At 54.3% G+C, this 18,031-nt stretch carries 17 protein-coding genes and 1 tRNA gene; 11 read left to right on the top strand and 7 right to left on the bottom strand.

Features of this window, described 5'->3' with window-relative positions; all coding sequences use genetic code 11:
• Nucleotides 1-31: 31 nt before the first annotated feature.
• A complete protein-coding gene (locus tag ACQKLP_RS23375; protein ID WP_427325402.1) occupies nt 32-439 on the bottom strand; it encodes a winged helix-turn-helix transcriptional regulator in 408 nt (135 codons plus the stop codon).
• A gap of 93 nt (nt 440-532) precedes the next feature.
• On the opposite strand from ACQKLP_RS23375, the gene ACQKLP_RS23380 reads away from it, so the two are divergent.
• Together ACQKLP_RS23380 and ACQKLP_RS23385 are read left to right on the top strand one after the other, a co-directional pair.
• Nucleotides 533-949 carry a DUF1761 domain-containing protein gene (locus ACQKLP_RS23380; RefSeq protein WP_427325403.1) on the top strand — a complete coding sequence of 139 codons (417 nt, stop codon included), beginning with the start codon at nt 533-535 and terminating at the stop codon, nt 947-949.
• Nucleotides 950-968: 19 nt separating this feature from the next.
• Nucleotides 969-1,331 carry a TfoX/Sxy family protein gene (locus tag ACQKLP_RS23385; protein ID WP_427325404.1) on the top strand — a complete coding sequence of 121 codons (363 nt, stop codon included), beginning with the start codon at nt 969-971 and terminating at the stop codon, nt 1,329-1,331.
• Nucleotides 1,332-1,349: 18 nt separating this feature from the next.
• Here the strand turns inward: ACQKLP_RS23385 and ACQKLP_RS23390 are convergent, their stop codons facing one another.
• A complete protein-coding gene (locus tag ACQKLP_RS23390) occupies nt 1,350-2,411 on the bottom strand; it encodes an endo-1,4-beta-xylanase (RefSeq protein ID WP_427325405.1) in 1,062 nt (353 codons plus the stop codon).
• Between the two features lie 228 nt (nt 2,412-2,639).
• Here ACQKLP_RS23390 and ACQKLP_RS23395 point away from each other — a divergent pair, with 228 nt between their 5' ends.
• Entirely contained in the window at nt 2,640-3,743 is a 1,104-nt protein-coding gene (locus ACQKLP_RS23395) for a PDDEXK nuclease domain-containing protein (protein ID WP_427325406.1), read from the top strand.
• A gap of 22 nt (nt 3,744-3,765) precedes the next feature.
• On the opposite strand, the gene ACQKLP_RS23400 is transcribed toward ACQKLP_RS23395, so the two are convergent.
• Together ACQKLP_RS23400 and ACQKLP_RS23405 are read right to left on the bottom strand one after the other, a co-directional pair.
• Nucleotides 3,766-3,837: transfer RNA gene (locus ACQKLP_RS23400), tRNA-Glu, on the bottom strand.
• Nucleotides 3,838-3,908: 71 nt separating this feature from the next.
• Nucleotides 3,909-4,256, bottom strand: coding sequence for a winged helix-turn-helix transcriptional regulator (locus ACQKLP_RS23405; RefSeq protein ID WP_427325407.1), 348 nt, complete (start codon nt 4,254-4,256; stop codon nt 3,909-3,911).
• Between the two features lie 74 nt (nt 4,257-4,330).
• Between ACQKLP_RS23405 and ACQKLP_RS23410 the strand changes: the two genes are divergently transcribed.
• Nucleotides 4,331-5,071: a 3-oxoacyl-ACP reductase family protein gene (locus ACQKLP_RS23410; protein ID WP_427325408.1), complete on the top strand. Its 741-nt coding sequence runs from the start codon at nt 4,331-4,333 to the stop codon at nt 5,069-5,071.
• 213 nt (nt 5,072-5,284) lie between these two features.
• On the opposite strand, the gene ACQKLP_RS23415 is transcribed toward ACQKLP_RS23410, so the two are convergent.
• Nucleotides 5,285-6,409 (bottom strand): FecR family protein, encoded by a 1,125-nt coding sequence (locus ACQKLP_RS23415; protein ID WP_427325409.1) that lies wholly within the window; start codon nt 6,407-6,409, stop codon nt 5,285-5,287.
• 260 nt (nt 6,410-6,669) lie between these two features.
• Between ACQKLP_RS23415 and ACQKLP_RS23420 the strand changes: the two genes are divergently transcribed.
• The 3 genes from ACQKLP_RS23420 (at nt 6,670) to ACQKLP_RS23430 (ending at nt 9,732) form a co-directional block, all read left to right on the top strand.
• Entirely contained in the window at nt 6,670-7,509 is an 840-nt protein-coding gene (locus ACQKLP_RS23420) for a hypothetical protein (RefSeq protein WP_427325410.1), read from the top strand.
• A gap of 204 nt (nt 7,510-7,713) precedes the next feature.
• On the top strand, nt 7,714-8,877 hold the full coding sequence (locus ACQKLP_RS23425; protein ID WP_427325411.1) for a hypothetical protein: 1,164 nt from the start codon (nt 7,714-7,716) through the stop codon (nt 8,875-8,877).
• A gap of 30 nt (nt 8,878-8,907) precedes the next feature.
• Nucleotides 8,908-9,732 (top strand): RteC domain-containing protein, encoded by an 825-nt coding sequence (locus ACQKLP_RS23430; protein WP_427325412.1) that lies wholly within the window; start codon nt 8,908-8,910, stop codon nt 9,730-9,732.
• Nucleotide 9,733: 1 nt separating this feature from the next.
• Here the strand turns inward: ACQKLP_RS23430 and ACQKLP_RS23435 are convergent, their stop codons facing one another.
• Nucleotides 9,734-10,774 carry an aminotransferase class I/II-fold pyridoxal phosphate-dependent enzyme gene (locus ACQKLP_RS23435; protein ID WP_427325414.1) on the bottom strand — a complete coding sequence of 347 codons (1,041 nt, stop codon included), beginning with the start codon at nt 10,772-10,774 and terminating at the stop codon, nt 9,734-9,736.
• A 92-nt stretch (nt 10,775-10,866) separates the two neighbouring features.
• Here ACQKLP_RS23435 and ACQKLP_RS23440 point away from each other — a divergent pair, with 92 nt between their 5' ends.
• From ACQKLP_RS23440 to ACQKLP_RS23450, 3 genes are all read left to right on the top strand, one after another.
• Nucleotides 10,867-12,480: a beta-N-acetylhexosaminidase gene (locus ACQKLP_RS23440; protein WP_427325415.1), complete on the top strand. Its 1,614-nt coding sequence runs from the start codon at nt 10,867-10,869 to the stop codon at nt 12,478-12,480.
• A gap of 36 nt (nt 12,481-12,516) precedes the next feature.
• Complete coding sequence (locus ACQKLP_RS23445) at nt 12,517-14,370, top strand: M1 family metallopeptidase (RefSeq protein WP_427325416.1); 1,854 nt, start codon at nt 12,517-12,519, stop codon at nt 14,368-14,370.
• 460 nt (nt 14,371-14,830) lie between these two features.
• Nucleotides 14,831-15,439: an RNA polymerase sigma-70 factor gene (locus ACQKLP_RS23450; RefSeq protein ID WP_427325417.1), complete on the top strand. Its 609-nt coding sequence runs from the start codon at nt 14,831-14,833 to the stop codon at nt 15,437-15,439.
• A 5-nt stretch (nt 15,440-15,444) separates the two neighbouring features.
• Here ACQKLP_RS23450 and ACQKLP_RS23455 read toward each other — a convergent pair whose 3' ends face one another.
• The gene (locus ACQKLP_RS23455; protein WP_427325418.1) at nt 15,445-16,545 is read right to left on the bottom strand and encodes an MBL fold metallo-hydrolase; all 1,101 of its coding nucleotides are present in this window, start codon (nt 16,543-16,545) and stop codon (nt 15,445-15,447) included.
• Between the two features lie 245 nt (nt 16,546-16,790).
• On the opposite strand from ACQKLP_RS23455, the gene ACQKLP_RS23460 reads away from it, so the two are divergent.
• The gene (locus ACQKLP_RS23460; RefSeq protein WP_427325419.1) at nt 16,791-17,972 is read left to right on the top strand and encodes a FecR family protein; all 1,182 of its coding nucleotides are present in this window, start codon (nt 16,791-16,793) and stop codon (nt 17,970-17,972) included.
• Nucleotides 17,973-18,031: the final 59 nt, after the last annotated feature.

The following is an 18,031-nucleotide window of genomic DNA, read 5'->3' on the forward strand; positions in this document are numbered from 1 at the left end:
CTATGCTTCGTGCCACTAATGGAAACGTCTTTCACTTCACCTTCTTCTTCAACGCTTCACTCAATTCCCTGATCACGGAAGATTTGTTCTGCTGGATCTTTTTCCCAAGTTCGCGGCGCGGGGAATTGGCGTTATACTTCGCTCCCCAATCCATGATCTCGATAACGATCGGCAATAAGTCGGCGCCTTTTTGGGTCAGGCTGTAAACGAACTTCGATTTATTGGCCGGCGATGTTTCTTTAACGAGGATGTTTTCCTTCTCCAGCACGCTCAGCCGGTTCGCCAGGATGTTGGTGGCTATTTTTTCCTCCGACCCCAGGAATTCACTGTAAGACACCTTCCCCCGTAACATAATGTCCCTGATAATCAATAAAGACCACTTGTCACCGAAAACATCCAGCGCACAGCTAATCGGACAATCAGATCTGCTCTTTTCCATAAAAAATCGAAAATAGTTATTGCAATTTGCAAGAACTTATTTACTTTAGTTCTTGCAAATCGCAAGTGCAAGTTAAACTTAAAACCTGATTATATGGACATCGAAGTGAATTGGCTTGCTGTTGTTTTGGCGACCCTCGCCGGAATGATCTGTGCTAAATCCTGGTACAGGAAAACGGCATTCGGGCCGGTCTGGAGAAAATTGACCGGTATCGGCGAAGCCGCATCCCAGGCAGCGGGTAAGCGCCCGATCGTCATTACCTTATTTGCGAATCTCATCACGGCGATCGTGCTGTCGGTTTTAATACCTGCAGGCAGCATCGTTTTCGGAACGAAGAACGTTGGCGTTGCATTGTTGACAGGATTCATGGCGTGGTTGGCATTTTCAGCCACAACGCTGGCAACGCACAATGCGTTCGAGTTGAAGCCTGCAAAGCTGACCTGGATAAATAACGGGTATCAGCTCGTTTTGATGTTAAGCATGTCGCTCGTTATCGGGTTGATGCAATAGGCGGATAAAACCAATTACCATGGCATATGATCTCAATCTGGCAAACCGTGTCAGGGAATACTTGTATGATAAAAAGGTGTTGGATTTGACGGAAAAGCCGATGTTTGGCGGCCTGGCTTTTATGGTCAGCGATAAAATGTGCGTCAATGTATCGAAAGACCGGCTGATGTGCCGGTTCGATCCGGACCAAACGGAGGCTTTGTCGGAAAGGACGGGCTTTCTTCCCATGATCATGAAGGGGAAGGAATTACCGGGCTATTGCTACGTAGCGCCGGAAGGGTATAAAAGCAGGAAGGATTTCGTGTTTTGGATGGAGTTGTGCCTTGCTTACAACGACCAGGCTAAATCGTCGAAGCGGGCCGGAGCGTCGAAAAGAAAGTAGGAATATGTGAATGATCGCTTAAAAATCGATCACTTTCCGATATGCTTTTTTAGGTTGAAGATTTTCGTCGAATAGCAACGGATAGTTTTTCCGGCCCCTCACCGGAAAATTATCCAGCCAGCTATAACGGTCAGAAACATTCCAGAAAGTGATGCCGGTAATTTTGTCGCGGTATTTCCTGAACGTCTCAAAAAGCATGGCGTATTGCTGTTGCTGCAGCTGGTCTTGCTCAGGCGTAAAATTGCGTTGTTCCGGCATGTTATTGTTGGTGTAGACGGATACGTCCAGCTCCGTGACCTGTATTTTAATCCCCAGCGATGCATATTTTTCGATGGCGGCCACCAGTAATTCCTTTGATGGATCGTTTACGGACCAATGGCCTTGCAATCCGACCGCATGCACCGGTACGTTTGCATCGAGCAGTTTTTTCAGCAAGCGGTGAACCTTGTCTCTTTTTCCGGGAAATTCTGTACCATAATCATTATAGAACAAAACGGCGTCCGGGTCGGCTTCGTGCGCGTACCGGAATGCCGCGGCAATAAAATCTTCCCCGCAGATCTGGTACCATAGCGAATTGCGGAGAAATTCACCGGGTTGGTCGGAAATGGCTTCGTTTACGACGTCCCAGGCATAGATTTTCCCTTTGTAACGGCCAACGACGTCGTGGATGTGTTTGCGCAGCCTGCCGAGCAGTACGTCTTTGCTCACCAGTTTGCCGTTTGCATCGTAAAACATCCATTTGGGTGCCTGGTTGTGCCAGCAGAGGGTGTGGCCCCTTACTTTCAGTCCGTTTTCCGTTGCAAATTGAACGATGGCATCGGCGCCGCCCCAGTTATAGCGGTTCTCTTCCGGGTGGATGGGCTCCATTTTCATCACGTTCTCGGCGGTAAGACTATTGAAATGCCTGACGATGAAAGCGCTGGTGGCGGAGTCCTGCAAATGGCGGGGCGTGATGGCAACGCCGATGGGGAAGTAGCTGCGGTAAAAGTCTTTCAGTCCTTTACCGGTGTGCTGTGCGTAGGCGGCAGCAGTGGAAAACAGGAGTATAGCTGTAAGATACAGGCAGGACGATCTGATCATAATCCCTAAAATACGAATCTGGTTGGCTATTCGCAATACATTTGTGCCCATTTGTCTGTTGCGATTTGTTCGTACGCATATTTTACAATTTTTTCTTCCGTCGGAAATTATGTGGGTGCGGATTTTTAGACGATCTCGCATCCTTTTTTCAAATAACACGAGTTTAACTTTTTCAGAGAGGAAAAATTGATAATTAGCGATTGTTAACCTGCCGAAAATTTTCTTTAGATGATCACAAATATTCAACTGCTAGAAGGGAAAATACTTGAAACGAATTCTTACTTTCTAAATAAGGCTTATAAGCAGGTAAATACTGCATTTACTATAAGAAATTGGATAATTGGATACTATATAGTTGAATATGAGCAGGACGGAGAAGATAGGGCAGCATATGGACAACATTTATTTGAGCGGTTGTCTCAAAAATTAAAGGTAGCCGGCATTAAGGGAATGTCTGCATCAAACTTAAGATTGTTCAGACAGTTCTATATGCTTTATCCACAGATTCATCAGACAGTGTCTGTTGAATTTGAACATATTGGATGTCAAATAGTTGTGGGTTATCGGGAATGCAAGCTGCCGGGAATTTACCATCCTGCAGGCGATTTATTGGATCGGCTATCCTTTTCTCATTTTATCGAATTGTTTAAGGCCAATTCTGATGCCAGCCGATTCTTTTACGAAGCCGAAATTCTTAGGAATAGCTGGTCTGTACGAGCATTGCAACGTGCAATGAGTAGCCTTTTATTCGAAAGAACAGGGTTGAGCGAGCATAGGGAAATTCGTTGCGAACGGACAACCGTTGATACTTTGGTGCCTGAACAATTTTTTCGGGATCCCTATTTGCTTGAGTTCTTTCAGTTAGAAGATAAAGCACAATATACCGAATGTGATCTGGAGGCAGCAATTATCGATCATTTACAAACATTTCTATTAGAACTTGGAAAGGGATTTTGTTTTGAAGCAAGACAAAAACGCATCACTTTTGATAATACGCATTATCGAATAGACCTCGTTTTTTATCATCGTATCCTGAAATGCCATGTGTTGGTAGATTTGAAGCTGGGCGATTTTTCACATGCTGATGCAGGTCAGATGAACGTATATCTAAATTATTACAGAGAGAACGAGTCTGTCTCCGGAGATAATCCGCCAATTGATATCATACTTTGTTCTGGAAAGAATGAAGCATTGGTAAGGTATGCGACAGCAGGTCTGGCACACAAATTATTCGTGTCAAAGTATCTGATAAATCTGCCGAGTGAAGTTGAACTTGAAAGGATATTAAAAGAGGAGAGAGGAAAGGTGCAAAAAATAAAAAGAGACGGCTGATTAGACCATCTCTTTTATTTTGTACCGCGTACGGGAGTCGAACCCGTCATTCCTCCGTGAAAGGGAGGCGTCTTAGCCGATTGACCAACGCGGCATTTCCCGTTTGGGATTGCAAAGGTAGGGGATTCCGTTACAATTCCAAAAAATATCTGAAAAAATATCCGTTCAGCTCTTCCGGTGCTTCGCACCCCAGGCGGAAATCTCCCGCAACATCGGCTGGGTAGACCGGCCAAAGTCCGTCAACGCATACTCTACACGCGGCGGCACCTCGGGGAACACGGTACGCTCCACCAGTCCGTCGGCTTCCAGCTCGCGGAGCTGCGCCACGAGCATCCTTTCCGAAACGCCGGGAATGTCTTTCCGCAATTCGCTGTAGCGCTTGCAGCCGTCGGTAAGACTGAAAAGGATCGAAGCTTTCCAGCGGCCGCCGATGACGGACAGGGCGTGAGACATGCCGCAGAGCAGGTGTAGACGGTTTTCGTTGATGCTATTCGTGGAGTTGGCTTTACGCATACTTACTTTATTGTTAGTACTTGACAATCGCGTCAGTACCTGCAAAGGTAAAGTGTTTGAAATAGTTTTGCTGCATGAAAAATCTACATCAGCAATCAGCATTCGTAACCGGCGGCAGCCGGGGCATCGGCGCGGCCATCGTGAAAAAGCTCGCGCAGGAAGGCGCCAATGTGGCGTTTACGTATCAATCGTCCAAAGAAAAAGCGGAGATATTGGTGGCGGAAGTGAAAGCCCTCGGCGTGGAAGCCCTCGCCATTGCGGCCGACAGCAAAGACCCGCATGCCGTGGAAGCGGCGGTGGACCAGGCGGCGGCGCATTTCGGCCGGCTCGACGTGCTCGTCAACAATGCGGGCATCGGCAATATCAAACCCCTGGAAGAATGTTCCCTCGAAGATTTCGATGAAACCATGGCGGTGAACGTCCGCGCCGTATTCGCCGCATCCCGCGTGGCGGTGCGGCACATGCAGCACGGCGGGCGCATCGTCAATATCGGGACCTGCCTGGTAGACCGGATCACTTTCGGCGGATGCGCGCTGTATTCCACGAGCAAAGCCGCCATCACAGGGCTCACCAAGGCTTTGGCGCGGGAACTGGGGCCGAAGAAGATCAATGTGAACATCGTGCATCCCGGCCCCATCGATACGGATATGAACCCGGCAGACGGCCCGGGGGCCGATTACCAGCGTTCCATTACTGCGCTCGGTACTTACGGAAAACCGGAAGATATCGCAGCGATGGTGGCTTACCTTGCCGGGCCAGGCGGCCAGTTCATTACCGGTGCCGGATTTACGGTAGATGGCGGAACGAACATTTAACCTTTCTTCATCAGTGTTAACAGCATGAAAAAACCGCCCCAGCTGGAGCGGTTTTTCTTGTTTGCCTCGGCTGAGGAGGTCGCTATCAATTTATCTACACATGTTTTCTGCCGGCTGGATCAAAAAACCGCTCTTACGGGAGCGGTTTTTTGAAAGTCTAAGCTCCTTTTGGAGGATGCTATCATTTATCTACACAACTATTTTGAGTCTATTTTATTTGCAGTGAAGCATGCCGTTTTTCCAGTAAAACTCCACTTCGTTTTGTGCATTCATATTATCAACAAATTCGGAAAGCGTTTGGTTGCGATAAATCCTTCCATTTAATAATTTTTTTTCTGCCTCCCGGGAATCGATGTATAGCGTGGTGTTGAACCACCTGGCGATGATATCCCGTAAATCTGCTGCGGGCATATCCCTGAAAAACTGTTCCCCTTTCAGCCAGGAAAGGCTGTACTGGTCTTGCATCCGCGCGGCGGTGAGCGTTTTGCCGGTGGCGGCGGTGGCTTCTTCTCCGGCGGATACCGGTATCCTGACGCCTCCGGATTCCATTTCCACTGTGCCGTTCACGATCTGGGCAGATACGTTTGTTGGCGTATATGCGTTGATGTTACATATGCCTGCTTTCGCACGGATGTCTGCCTGGCCGGCGTGGATGACGAATGGCCGGTTGCCGGCGGGCGCGATGCGGAAGTAGCCTTCGCCTTCGAGGTACACTTCACGGCTGCCCGAGCCGAAGTGGAAGGGGAACTGGATCTTCGATGCGCTGTTCAGCACTATTGCTGTGCCGTCTTCCAGCTGGAGGCGGGTTTGATGGCCGGGGGGAACGTTGAGGCTGTTCCATCCCGGGGCGCCGGTGGTGCCGCTTTCGAAGTGCAGTGTGCCGTTATCGAAAACGATGCCGGTGGATTGCACGCGGTAGCGTTGCTGGCCGCCATCCCGGAAAGCGAGCGTTTCACCGTTCGCGAACTGCAGGGTGATCTCCTGTATTTCAGCAGGGATCACGGCCTGGGGCGGTTCGGGTGCCGGATCGCGCGGCCAGATGAGCAGCGCGGTGATGGCGGCCCCTGCCGTAAGCCCGGCGCCGATCCACCAGTTCCATATCCGCTGCATGCGGCGGCGGCGATGCCGCTGCAACACGGCGAAATAATCCGCTTCCAGTTCCTTCGCCGGAAAAACCGACTGCCCGCCAAACCGTTCCTGGTCCCGCATTTCGCTCCTGATGGCGCGCGCCTTTGCGCTGGTAGCCAGTAAATCATCCAACGCTTGCTGCTCTTCGGGAGTAATCGTTCCGAACAACTCTTTATTGAGCAGGATGCGTATGTGATTTTCGTTTTCCATCCGAATATATAGATACAGTTTTGAGGTGCGCGGGGTGAACGGGGAAAGGAAAAAACCGGAATATTTTTTTCGTTTGTTAATGGAAGGAAATTTTACACCGCAAACGGGTCGCGGAAACACGTGGATTTGTTAACAGGGCCTGTTTCCGGCCATCAAAATCTACAGTTGTTAATTCACCCTTTCGGAAACATCGGCCATCTTTAATTACATATTGTATTAGCCTGAGAGAACCCCATCGCAGCCAATTAAAGTTATCAATCATGGACAGCGTAAATCAGTTAGTATATGCCCGGTTGATGCCGGCGCAACTATCTTCCCATCCCGCAGACGTTCCGGCCCTGCTCGCGGCACTGCGCGCGGAGAAGCTCAGGATGACGGCGCACATGCTGGAGATCGAAAGCCAGCCCGATTCCGCGGAATCTGCGCAGGCCGTCCGCAGGTACCAACTGCAATTCGTCGCCATCACGGATGTGCTCCATCTGTTCCAGCTACAGGCGGGCCCCGCGTTGCAGGCGTTTTACAGGGAAGCCACCACGCTCTTCATGGAACTCATCATGGCCCTCGAACAATATTTCCCCGAACATCTCGCCAAAGATCTCTTCCTCCCCGGGCCCTACGCCCAACACATCCTCGCCATGCAGGAATCCCGCATGCGGGAAACGGAAGCGGAACTGCTGGACCGGGGCGCCGATCCGCGGCTCGTGGAGCTCATCTTCGCTCCCTTACGCCGCAATGGCGCGCAACCCACCTTCGGCACCGCACAATACTTCCGCCGCCTCATGCGCGACCTCCGCGAGCCCGACCATCATTATTACATGGACCCCGAAGAGCGGACGCTGTTCATCCTCTTCGCCCATAACTTCAACTGCCCCGAACTGCTCCGCCACGCCGCCGCAGTACTCCGCAGAAGGGCCGTCGCACTCCGCACCCTGCAGGAAAAAAAAGGCCTCCTGTCCTGGTACGAAAAGGAATTACGCTACCTGCCTACAAACGAGTATGCGCTATACCCAGGTAAAGGCTCCATCCGGGACCAGCTCCTGCAATGGATCAAGGAAGAAAAACATTTCATGCATAATCTATTTACCACCTGGAACTCTTAACGTGCGAGCGTTCTCCCCGGTTAACCCCTCAGCCGGCAGACATGAGAAAATATTTCCCACCTGTGAAAGCGGTCCTCATTGTTTCGCCATTTTCGTGTCGCAATGATCCGAATCGCTCACCGGGCCAACCAGTCTCACAAATATGTTTGTGTAATCGCGCGCCGGCCGTTCGATATTCCAGCTTCACCTTTTTTTAGTAAGCCAATGACTTTGCTCAACCACATCGTAACCGTGCAACTTTGCCCACAGGCGCTCACCGAAATGATCGGGGAAGTCCCGCAATGCCTGGAGCAGTTGCAATCCGAGAAAAACCGCGTCACCGCGTTGCTCCTCCGCCTGTCTGACCTCCCCGCCGGTAATGCCCGGCGCACGGCCGCCGTCAGGTATTGGCAGCGTACCATCGCCCGCCTGCTCGACGTTTTGCGGAGTTATGAAGACACGCCCGGCACGCATAGCTTCACCCGGCATTACGCCGCCGCCACGCAGCAGTTGCTCCAGGTCATGACCGGCCTCGAACAGCATTTCCGCGATGATCTCGCTCCCGATCTCCTCCTTCCGCAGGCCTACGCCCGTTCTGCCCGTTCCATTCTGCTGCCGCGAATGTTACAGGCGGAACGGGGGATGGGGCGCCTCAACATTGATGCGCCCTTCCGCCGCCTCATGCTCGAGCCGGTCTGGAATTTCCTCGAACGCCCGGAAGAACGCATCACCTTCGGCGAACTATTCTTCCTCCGCGACCTCCTCACCCGGCTCCTCTTTTTCACCTACCCGGGCAGTACCACGGCAGACAGGGCGATGATCGACGTGCACCACCTGTTGGTAGACCTGAATTTCAATGCAGCAGGCTATTTCGTGTTCTGCGTGGAATCCGTACGCCGCGAGATGTTAAAGTACCGCAGCTTCCGCGAGCGGATGCGCGTGCTCGCCTGGTGCCTCCGCGAAGTGAAACGCATCCCGCCGGCCGACAGGCAGAAAGGCCTCCGGCCGGGATCTTTCCCTATCCGCGACCAGCTGATCGTTTGGCTGGAGGAAGAGCGCATCTTCATCCGCCACCTCATGGCCCCGGTTGCGCGCAGCGCCGACGGTGCGCCGTGGACCACCCGCCTCACCGTGCCCCAGGCCGCGCTCATGGCCCGGGTGTACCTGGAAGAAGGCCTGGTGAAAACCGCGTCGCTGCAACAGGTGTTCGTTTCCCTTGCCGACATGCTGCATCTCCGCAAAGCCGATACCATCGCGGAAGATGCGTTTCGCGTGAAGTACCAGAACCCGAGCCTGTCCACCATCACCGCCTGTAAACAATGGATCGGGAAAATCCTCGACAGGCTCAACGATTATGAATCGCAGATGCGTACCAGCGCGGATCATTAACCCATTACTTATCCGGAAAACAACATGCAAATGAAAACCGATTTCAGGCAAATCCTGTCAAAATTGGAAGGAGATCTCATGGCCATGGAAGCCCGCGTTCCCAATCTCCTCGAGCGTTTTAAAACCGGCGCGCAATTGGCCGACGACTCCGTAACCCAGCTCAAACACCTCGTGCCGCAGCATTTCGACAGCACCATCGATGAAATATTTTTCTTCAAGCACATCCAGCCGCATATCCTCGCAAAAAAAATCTATTACGCACAACTCTTCCGGATCGAGGCCGACAGGCCCAAGACCATCCGCGACGATTACCACAAGTTCCTCGACCAGGAGCTGCAGCGCATCACAATGTTTTTTGAAGTCCATAACGCACTGTTCCTCTATTTCCGCGGCGGCGCCACGGAGCGGGACGAACAGTATTTCCTGCGCAACAGCACCTACAACAACGAATATCCCGTTGACCTCGACGGTATGCTGGACACGCGTTTCTGCACCGTCACCTCCTTCAAGCTGGCGGAACTGATCGCGCTGGAAGGGGTCAGCAAATACCTGATCACGCGGCTGGAAAACCTCTACGCCCTGCCCCGGAACCTACAGTACAAGCCACGGCTGCGATGGACGGAATCTAAAACCGACCTCGTGGAATTGGGGTACGCCCTTCACCTTAACGGCAGTTTCAACAATGGGGACGCCGATATCAAACAGGTGTTTGAATGGCTGGAAAACTCGCTGGACGTGGATTTCGGGAATGTGTACAGCAATTTCCGCGACATCCGCATGCGCAAAAAGGAAATGGCGTCTTTCCTCACGCGGTTGAAAGACGGGTTGTTGAAACGGATCGAAGAGATGGACTGAATCAGGTCAGTTCGGCGATCATGCGAAGGGCTTCCGGCAGTTCGGGCGCGTCGTACGCGCCGCCGAGGGCCACGCGGATGTACTGATCGTCGGCCGTCAGCGAAAACATTTTCCCGTTGCTGACGTCTATCTGCCGGGAAAGGAGGAAAGCGGTCACTTTTTCCGGCTCGCGGCAGGGGACCCAGTAGTGGAAACTGTTCGGGTGGCTGAGATATTCCTTCCCGCGAAAATAACTTTCCATGAGCAAACGCCCGGCCGTGGCGGCTTCGCGCTTCAGGTCGGCGAGTTTGCCGAGCCATCCGCCGGCCATGACCTGCACGCTGAACTGGTTGAAAAGCGTGGAAGTGCCGCTGCTGGTCATTTTGACGAAATTCGACGCGCCTTTCAGCAAATCCGCCGGATGCACCACATAGCCCGACCGCAGCATGGGATTGAACGGCTTCGACAGGCTGAATACATGCATCGTCACGTCTGGCGCCAGTTCCAGGAACGACGGCGGCGGATCGGCATGGAGGAAACGATAGGCGTCGTCTTCCACGATGTACGTTCCCGGAAAACTGCGCACCACTTCCGCGATGGCCATTCTCCGCTCCAGGCTCATGACGGCGTTCGTGGGATTATGCAGTGTGGGCTGGAGGTAGATCAGTTTGGAGTCGTTTTTTTCGAGGCATTCCGCCAGTTTCTCCGGCAGCATGCCTTCTCCGTCGGCCTCCACCACATGCAGGTTGAAACCAGCGTCTGACGCGATCATGCGCCAGCCCGGGAAAGTAAACGGCTCGATGGCCACTCCGGCCGTCAGCGGGCGATGGTATTTTGCGATGGTGAAAAGCCCGCTGTTGGCGCTGGGCACGGGCGTTACGGCCACGGCGGCAGGGTCGAAGCGGAGATGGCTCCCTAAAACAGACAGGGCATATTCGTTGAGGGGATCGTAGGGCGGATGAAGGAGGTCGAACTGGTCGCGCTCGTTGAGCCGGCTGGTAAATTCCCGGAAAATCTCCATTTCTTTCGGTACCGATGGGTAGTTGAGGCTAAGGTTCAGCATGATTTTCGCGTTTGGAGGAGAAAGGTAGTAAATATGTTCGTTCGGAATTGATGATTATCTTTAAAACTTCAACCAATATTCCACCAACGATCATGCTCAGAACGCTCCTTTTCATTACGACCATGGCCATCAGCCTTTTTGTGCAGGCGCAGGAATGCCCGGTTATTCCCAGGCCGCAGCAGGCGGGCAAGCTGAAAGGCCAATTCACGATAAGCGCCAACACGGAAATCTTTGTGATCGATCCCTTGCAGAATGCCGTGGGCGACCTCCTGCAGCAGGAGCTCCTGAAACATACCGGCGTGAAAGTGAAAATCGCGCATTCCGTTAACCGGGAAAAATACATCAAATCGCTGGTCGGCAACCCCGACGATTCATTTCCGCCCCTGATCGTTATCGGCGGTGTGCTGGAACAGGGCGATGCGTATAAACTGGAAGTCAATCCCCAACGGGTAAAGATAGAAGCCGGTTCCGGCGACGGCTATATTCATGGCGTCATGACATTGGTCCAGCTGGCACGGGTTTTCGGGAAAAAAGGGGCGGGGATTTCCGTACCCTGCTGGCGGATCGAGGATGCCCCGGCCATGGCCTGGAGGGGTTTCATGCTGGATGAGTCCCGCCACTTTTTCGGGAAGAAAACCATCAAATTACTGCTGGACGAAATGGCGATGTATAAGCTCAACCGTTTCCACTGGCACCTGACCGACGAGCCCGGCTGGCGCATCGAGATCAAACAATATCCGCGGCTCACCACCGTGGGCGGCATCGGCAACAGAACGGACTCGCTGGCGCCGGCGGCTTATTATACGCAGGAAGACGTGAAGGAAATCGTTGCTTACGCAGCCGCGCGCGGCATCACGGTGATCCCCGAGATCGATATGCCGGGCCATGCCACGGCGGCCAACAAGGCATATCCCGAATTCAGCGGCGGCGGCACGGCGAAATACCCGGAATTCACTTTTAATCCGGGGAAAGAGGGGACTTATCAATATCTGACGAACATCCTCCGGGAAGTGAACGCGTTGTTCCCGGCCGGGATGGTCCATATCGGCGGCGACGAGGTGAGTTTCGGCTCCGCGAGCTGGAACACCGATCCGCATGTCCAAAGCCTGATGAAGCGTGAGAACATGAAAACTTTGGTGGATGTCGAGCATTACTTCATCCGCCGCATGTCTGACTCGCTCATGGCCATCAAAAGCAAAATGCTGGGTTGGGACGAAGTGACCGCGGCCGACCTTCCTGTGAAGGAAACCATCGTGTTCTGGTGGCGGCAGGAACGGCCCGAGCAGTTGAAAAGCGCGCTGGATAAGGGGTACAAGGTAGTGGTGTGTCCGCGTTTGCCGTTTTATTTCGATTTTGTGCAGGATAGTTCCCATACCGTGGGGCGGCGATGGGGCAAGGAATTTAACCCGCTTCGCCGGGTGTACGAATTCAACCTGAACGATTATCCGGCCGTCACTGCTGCCAACCGCGGGCAGATCATCGGTTACCAGGCCAATCAGTGGACGGAGGTCATCCAGTCCGAAGAGCGCCTTTATTTCATGACGTTCCCGCGCTTGCTGGCCATGGCCGAAGCGGCGTGGACGGCACCGGCGAAAAAGGATTTCGCGGGATTTGAGAAAAGATTGGCGAAATTCATCCCGCTGTTGAAAGAACGGGGGCTGTATGTGATGGAGTCGCCGGAGAAAACACCGGAGCCCCTGCGCTAAGGCCACCCGTCAAAACACCGAAACAAACCTGTAATTATGAGATATGCATTGCTGGCAGGGGCGCTCCTCGCCGCCGCCTGCCAATCCCCGGAAACCAACAATCAAACCGCGGACACGCCGCCGGCCAAAGACCTGCATACCCTGTCGAACGCCGACAGCATCCGGGTCCGCCACCTCGACCTCGACATCCGGGTGGATTTTGCCGCGCACCGCATCGAAGGTTCGGCGGCCTGGCATTTCACCAATCCCGGCGGCCTTTCCGTGCTCCGCCTCGATACCGACGGCCTTGCGATCGACAGCGTTACCGCAGGCGGCCGCAAAGTGCCGTACACGCTGGATTCCGCCATTGCGTTCCTTGGCAATCGCCTGAATGTGCCCATCGAAAAATCCGACACGCTCGTGCGCATATGGTACAAAACCGCTACCACGGCCACGGCGCTGCAATGGCTGGAACCCGCACAGACCCTGGGCAAGCAACAACCGTTCCTCTATACACAGTCGGAGCCCACGTATGCCCGCACCTGGATCCCCGGCCCCGACGGCCCCGGTATCCGCTTTACGTACACCGCGCGCGTGACCGTTCCCAAAGACCTCATGGCCCTTATGAGCGCCGAAAACCCGCGCCAGAAGAACGATAGCGGGGTGTATCATTTCCGGATGGACCAGCCCGTGCCGGCGTACCTCATGGCGCTGGGCGTGGGTGATGTGGCGTATCGCGCCATAGACGGGCGTACCGGCGTGTATGCCGAGCCGGCGATGCTGGACAAAGCGCATTACGAATTCGCGGAAGTTGGCAAAATGGTGACCACGGCCGAAGGGCTGTACGGGCCCTACCGCTGGGGCGTATACGACGTGTTGGTGCTGCCTCCCGGCTTCCCGCTGGGCGGCATGGAAAACCCGCGCCTCACCTTCGCAACGCCTACGATCATCGCGGGAGACCGCTCGCTGGTGTCGCTCATCGCGCATGAACTGGCGCATAGCTGGAGCGGCAACCTCGTGACTAACGCCACCTGGGACGATTTCTGGCTCAACGAAGGGTTTACCGTCTATTTCGAGCGCCGGATCATGGAAGCCATGATGGGCGCGGATTACGCCGATATGTTATGGGAGCTGGGGTACCAGGATATGCAGGAAACCGTGAACGATCTCGGCAAAGACAGCCGCGACACCTGGCTGAAGCTCGACCTGAAAGGGCGCAGCGCGGAAGACGGCCTCACGGACGTGGCATATGAAAAAGGCGCGCACTTTCTCCGCCGTGCCGAAGAAGAAGTGGGAAGGCAGAAAATCGATTCGTTCCTGTATAAATATTTCAATTCCCATGCGTTCAAAACGATGTCTACCGAGCAATTCCTCGAATATTTCAACGCGGAGCTGATGAAAGGGGACACGGCGCTGGTGAATAAAATCCGGGTGAAGGATTGGGTCTATGGCCCGGGGATCCCGGATAATTGCCCGCGTGTGCCACAGGCCCGGTTCGGCAAAGTGGATGCGGAAAGGGAGAAATTCCTCAAAGGCGATGCCGCGGGCGGATTGCAAACGCAGGGCTGGACGAGCCACGAATGGCTGCATTTCCTCCGCAAAATGCCGAAGCCTTTGCAGTTGGGGCAGATGCAGCAACTGGACGGGGCATTCCGGTTCACCCAAACCGGCAACAGCGAAGTGGCGAACCAGTGGTTCATCATGTCGGTTGCGGCGGGGTATAAGCCGGCTTTCGGGAACATGGAAAAGTTCCTCAGCCAGGTGGGTCGCCGCAAATTCCTCACGCCGCTGTACTCGGAGATGATGAAGTCGCCCGAAGGCACGGCCATGGCGCGTTCCATCTATGGGAAATACCGCGGCAACTATCATCCGCTGGCGCAGGAAACGCTGGACAAGATCATCAAAAAGTAAAAGATCGTACCAAACGGAATAAGGAAAGGGCGGCCATAAGTGGCTGCCCTTTTTTTTGAGGAAAACAAACGGAACATACGTTCTGCATCGTATGTTCCCAGCGGCGTATGGTCTAACCTTCATGCGCGGCTGACTAAAATTCTGTTAAACTAACTGCGATGTAAAATTAGTACCGGAAATGGCGGACGGCAAGTGAAATGGGAAGGGTGGAGGATGGGAGGCGCCGTTGTCCGCTTTCGGGCGGTAGCGGAAAACATTGTCTGGGCATTGGTTTGACGGCGGATGGGCAACGATGGGCGGAAAAACCGGAAGGAGCAGCTGTATGATGACCGGCGGGCGCGAAACGGCCGTTTACGAAACCGGACACGCCGTCCAAAAGCGGACAAGATGGGAAAACGGCTGATTTTTGGTATTTTTAAAGCTTCGGACCGAAACCAACAAAACAACCGGGAGGACTTTATTGCCTGCGCATCGAAATACGGAACAGGAATGGCTGGAGCGGATAGCCCTGGGAGATCAGGAAGCTTTCAGATCGGTTTTTCAGCAGCATTATAAGGCGCTTTGCTATTATGCCGGCACTATCGTGGACGACTGGCAGGAAGCGGAAGACCTTATACAGGAAGTGTTTTCCCGGCTGTGGGATAAAAGGCCGGTGTTCCCCAATGCCGCCGCGCTCCGCTCCTGGCTGTACGTGTCTGTCCGCAACGCATGCCTCAATCATCTCAAACTAAAGGAAAGGCAGCAGTCGCGCGATAGAGACTATGCCTACCTTGCCGGCGACGCCCTTCCCGACACGGGCGCTTTCGACCCGCGGCTGGCCGAGACCGAGATCATCGCCAGTCTGTACCGGGAGATCGATGAGTTGCCCGCCCAATGCCGGCGTATCTTCAAGATGAGTTACCTGGAAGGGAAGAAAAACGAGGAGATCGCCGGGGAGCTGTCCATTTCCTACAACACTGTCAGGACCCAGAAGCTCCGCGCCCTGAAACTCATCCGCGCCGCCCTGCTCAAACGGGATCTCCTGCCCGTATTCTATGCCTGGCTGGCGTTTACCCGGCATTTCCATTAGCAGGGTTATTGTATCTTTTTCCACCATTGTTCAAATTGTTGTGCGTGATCGTGTAGCCGGACAGGTTCCCCGATCATGGGTGTTACCAACCGGTAAGGCTTGTTTTGTGAATATGCTGAAATTTTCTCCAGTGGCTCGTTCCAGGGGTGGTTCGCCAGGGTGAATTTGGAGTGGTGGACCGTCAGCAGGTTCCCGGCATGCAGTTCTTCCGTCGCTTTCGCTACTTCTTCCGGCAGTTCGTGCACGGAGTGCCAGGCTTCGTTGTACTGGCCGCATTCCATGATCGCCCAATCGGGCGCGCCGTGTTTGCGGAAAATCTCCTGAAACCGGCTGTCGTATCCACCGTCTCCACTATAATAGACGCTCCCCCGGGGCGAGCGGATGTAGAAACTCAGCCAGAGGCTTTGTCCGCGGGTGAATCCCCTGCCCGAATCATGATGGGCGGATTCGGTGAAGATGGTAAATCCCGGTTTGATCTCCAGCTGATCGTACCAATCTTTTTCGATGATCTGCTCCGGCCGGTAGCCCCATTTTTCGTAGTGCGCGCCCGCGCCCAGTCCGCAGATCACGAATTTTACCCGGTCTTTCAGCGCCACGGCCGTTTCGAAATCGAGATGGTCGTAATGGTCGTGGGAGAGGAGCATGTAATCGATATCGGGCATATCGGCGGCGGTGTAGACGTCGCTGCCTTTGTAGGCCTTCACGCCGCCCGGCAGGGGCGAGGCTTTGCCGCTGAACACGGGGTCCACGAGGAAACGCACGCCATCCAGCTGCAGAAAGAACGACGAATGCCCGAACCAGACGATCATGTCGCTGTCGTGCGGGGCGTTGCGGAGGTCGGTTTTAACGGACGGCAGGGGATCTACCGGTTCGCGGTTGGGGAATTTCTTGAAGAGGGTTTTGAAAATTTCCCCCGGCATGGAATACCCTTCAGCGATCACGGGCATTTCCACGAGATTGCGGAAGCGGCCCTCTTTGAAGTGCGGCGACTTTTGTATGGATTCCCACCTTTTGCCTTCCGGTAAGGCCCCGAACTGGGGGCGCTTCATATAAAAATAAGTAGTGACGGTCAGCAGCATTACCAGTACGATCAATACTAACATCATGTATTTCAGAATTTTAAATAATCTCTTCATGGATAGATCGGCCGCATCCTGCGGTTGTTTAAGTTGACGATCGACAAAGGGAAATATTTTGGGAGGATGGAAAATTTGGTGGGGGAAGGACGATTTCCGGGCGGACAAAGCCATCGATTTTTGAGCCGGGCTAAAAAATCTTCAAAAAAATCCGCCAAACCTTGTCATCGAAATAACAAACCCGTTGTTTCTATAGTAATCCATAAAAAAATTGAATGTTGGACCCACAACTGATACAACGACCTGCCGAACTGATCCTGAAGGAACTGCGCGGCGAACAGACGGAAGCCGAGGCCCGCGAATTGCAGGATTGGCTGGCTGCCGATGCGGAACATCGTGCGTTTTACGAGCGGATGACCAGTGCGCCCGGCCTGCAAAGCCGGCTGCAAAAATTCGGTGCGCCCGACGAAGACGCCGCCTGGCAACGGTTTGCCGAAAAACACTTTCCCGCCCCGGCGGATAGCGAAGGGGAGAAAGTGAAGCGTATGGATTACCGCTGGTGGGCCGCTGCCGCCGTTATCGTAGCCGCCGCAGCCGGTATCTGGCTCTGGAAGCCCGGGCAGGAAGCCGCCAAAGCCCCCGTGGCCGCGGCCCAGCGAACTATCCTGCCGGCCACCAGCAAAGCCGTGCTCACCCTGGCAGACGGGACCACCATTCCGCTGGACAGCACCGGCAACCAGACCTTCGCGCAGCAGGGCGCCACGGCGAGCCAGCACGGCGGATCGCTCGTTTACCAGCCCGGCGGAAAGGAAGGGGCGATGCAATACAATACCCTTCGCACGCCGCGCGGCGGACAGTTCCGCATCGCCTTGCCCGACGGGTCGCAGGTTTGGCTGAACGCCGGATCGTCGCTGCGGTTTCCCGTGGTGTTCGGGCCGGGAGCGAGGAAAGTGGAGCTGACGGGCGAAGCGTATTTCGAGGTGCGGCCAGATGCCGCGAAACCTTTTACGGTGGCGGTAGACGGGAAGGCCGAAGTGGCGGTGCTGGGAACGGAATTCAACATCAACGCCTACGCCGACGAGCCCGCGATCCGCGCCACTTTGGTGAAAGGCTCGGTGGCCGTGACGGCGGCCGGGCAAACGCGGAAGCTGGCGCCCGGGCAACAGGCCGCCATCAGCGGCGGCGTCCCGGTGGTGGATGCGCGGCCGGATGTGGAGGAAGCCCTGGCCTGGAGGAACGCCGTGTTCTATTTCAGGAACGCAGACGTGAAAGCCGTTATGCGGCAACTGCAAAGGTGGTACGACGTGGAAGTGGAATATCGCGGGAATGTGCCCGGCCGCCGGTTCGACGGCGAAATACAACGGGACCTGCCGCTGCAGGATGTGCTCGATGGACTGCGGGTTTCGGGCATGTCGTTTACCATCGAAGGATCGAAGATCATTATTCAACCATTATAAAAAACAGAAACCGGAGGTGATTGGACCCACCCCCGGCGAATGTCAGGCATCTTAGCAAC

Source organism: Chitinophaga sp. NPDC101104, from assembly GCF_050277495.1.
GTDB lineage: Bacteria > Bacteroidota > Bacteroidia > Chitinophagales > Chitinophagaceae > Chitinophaga.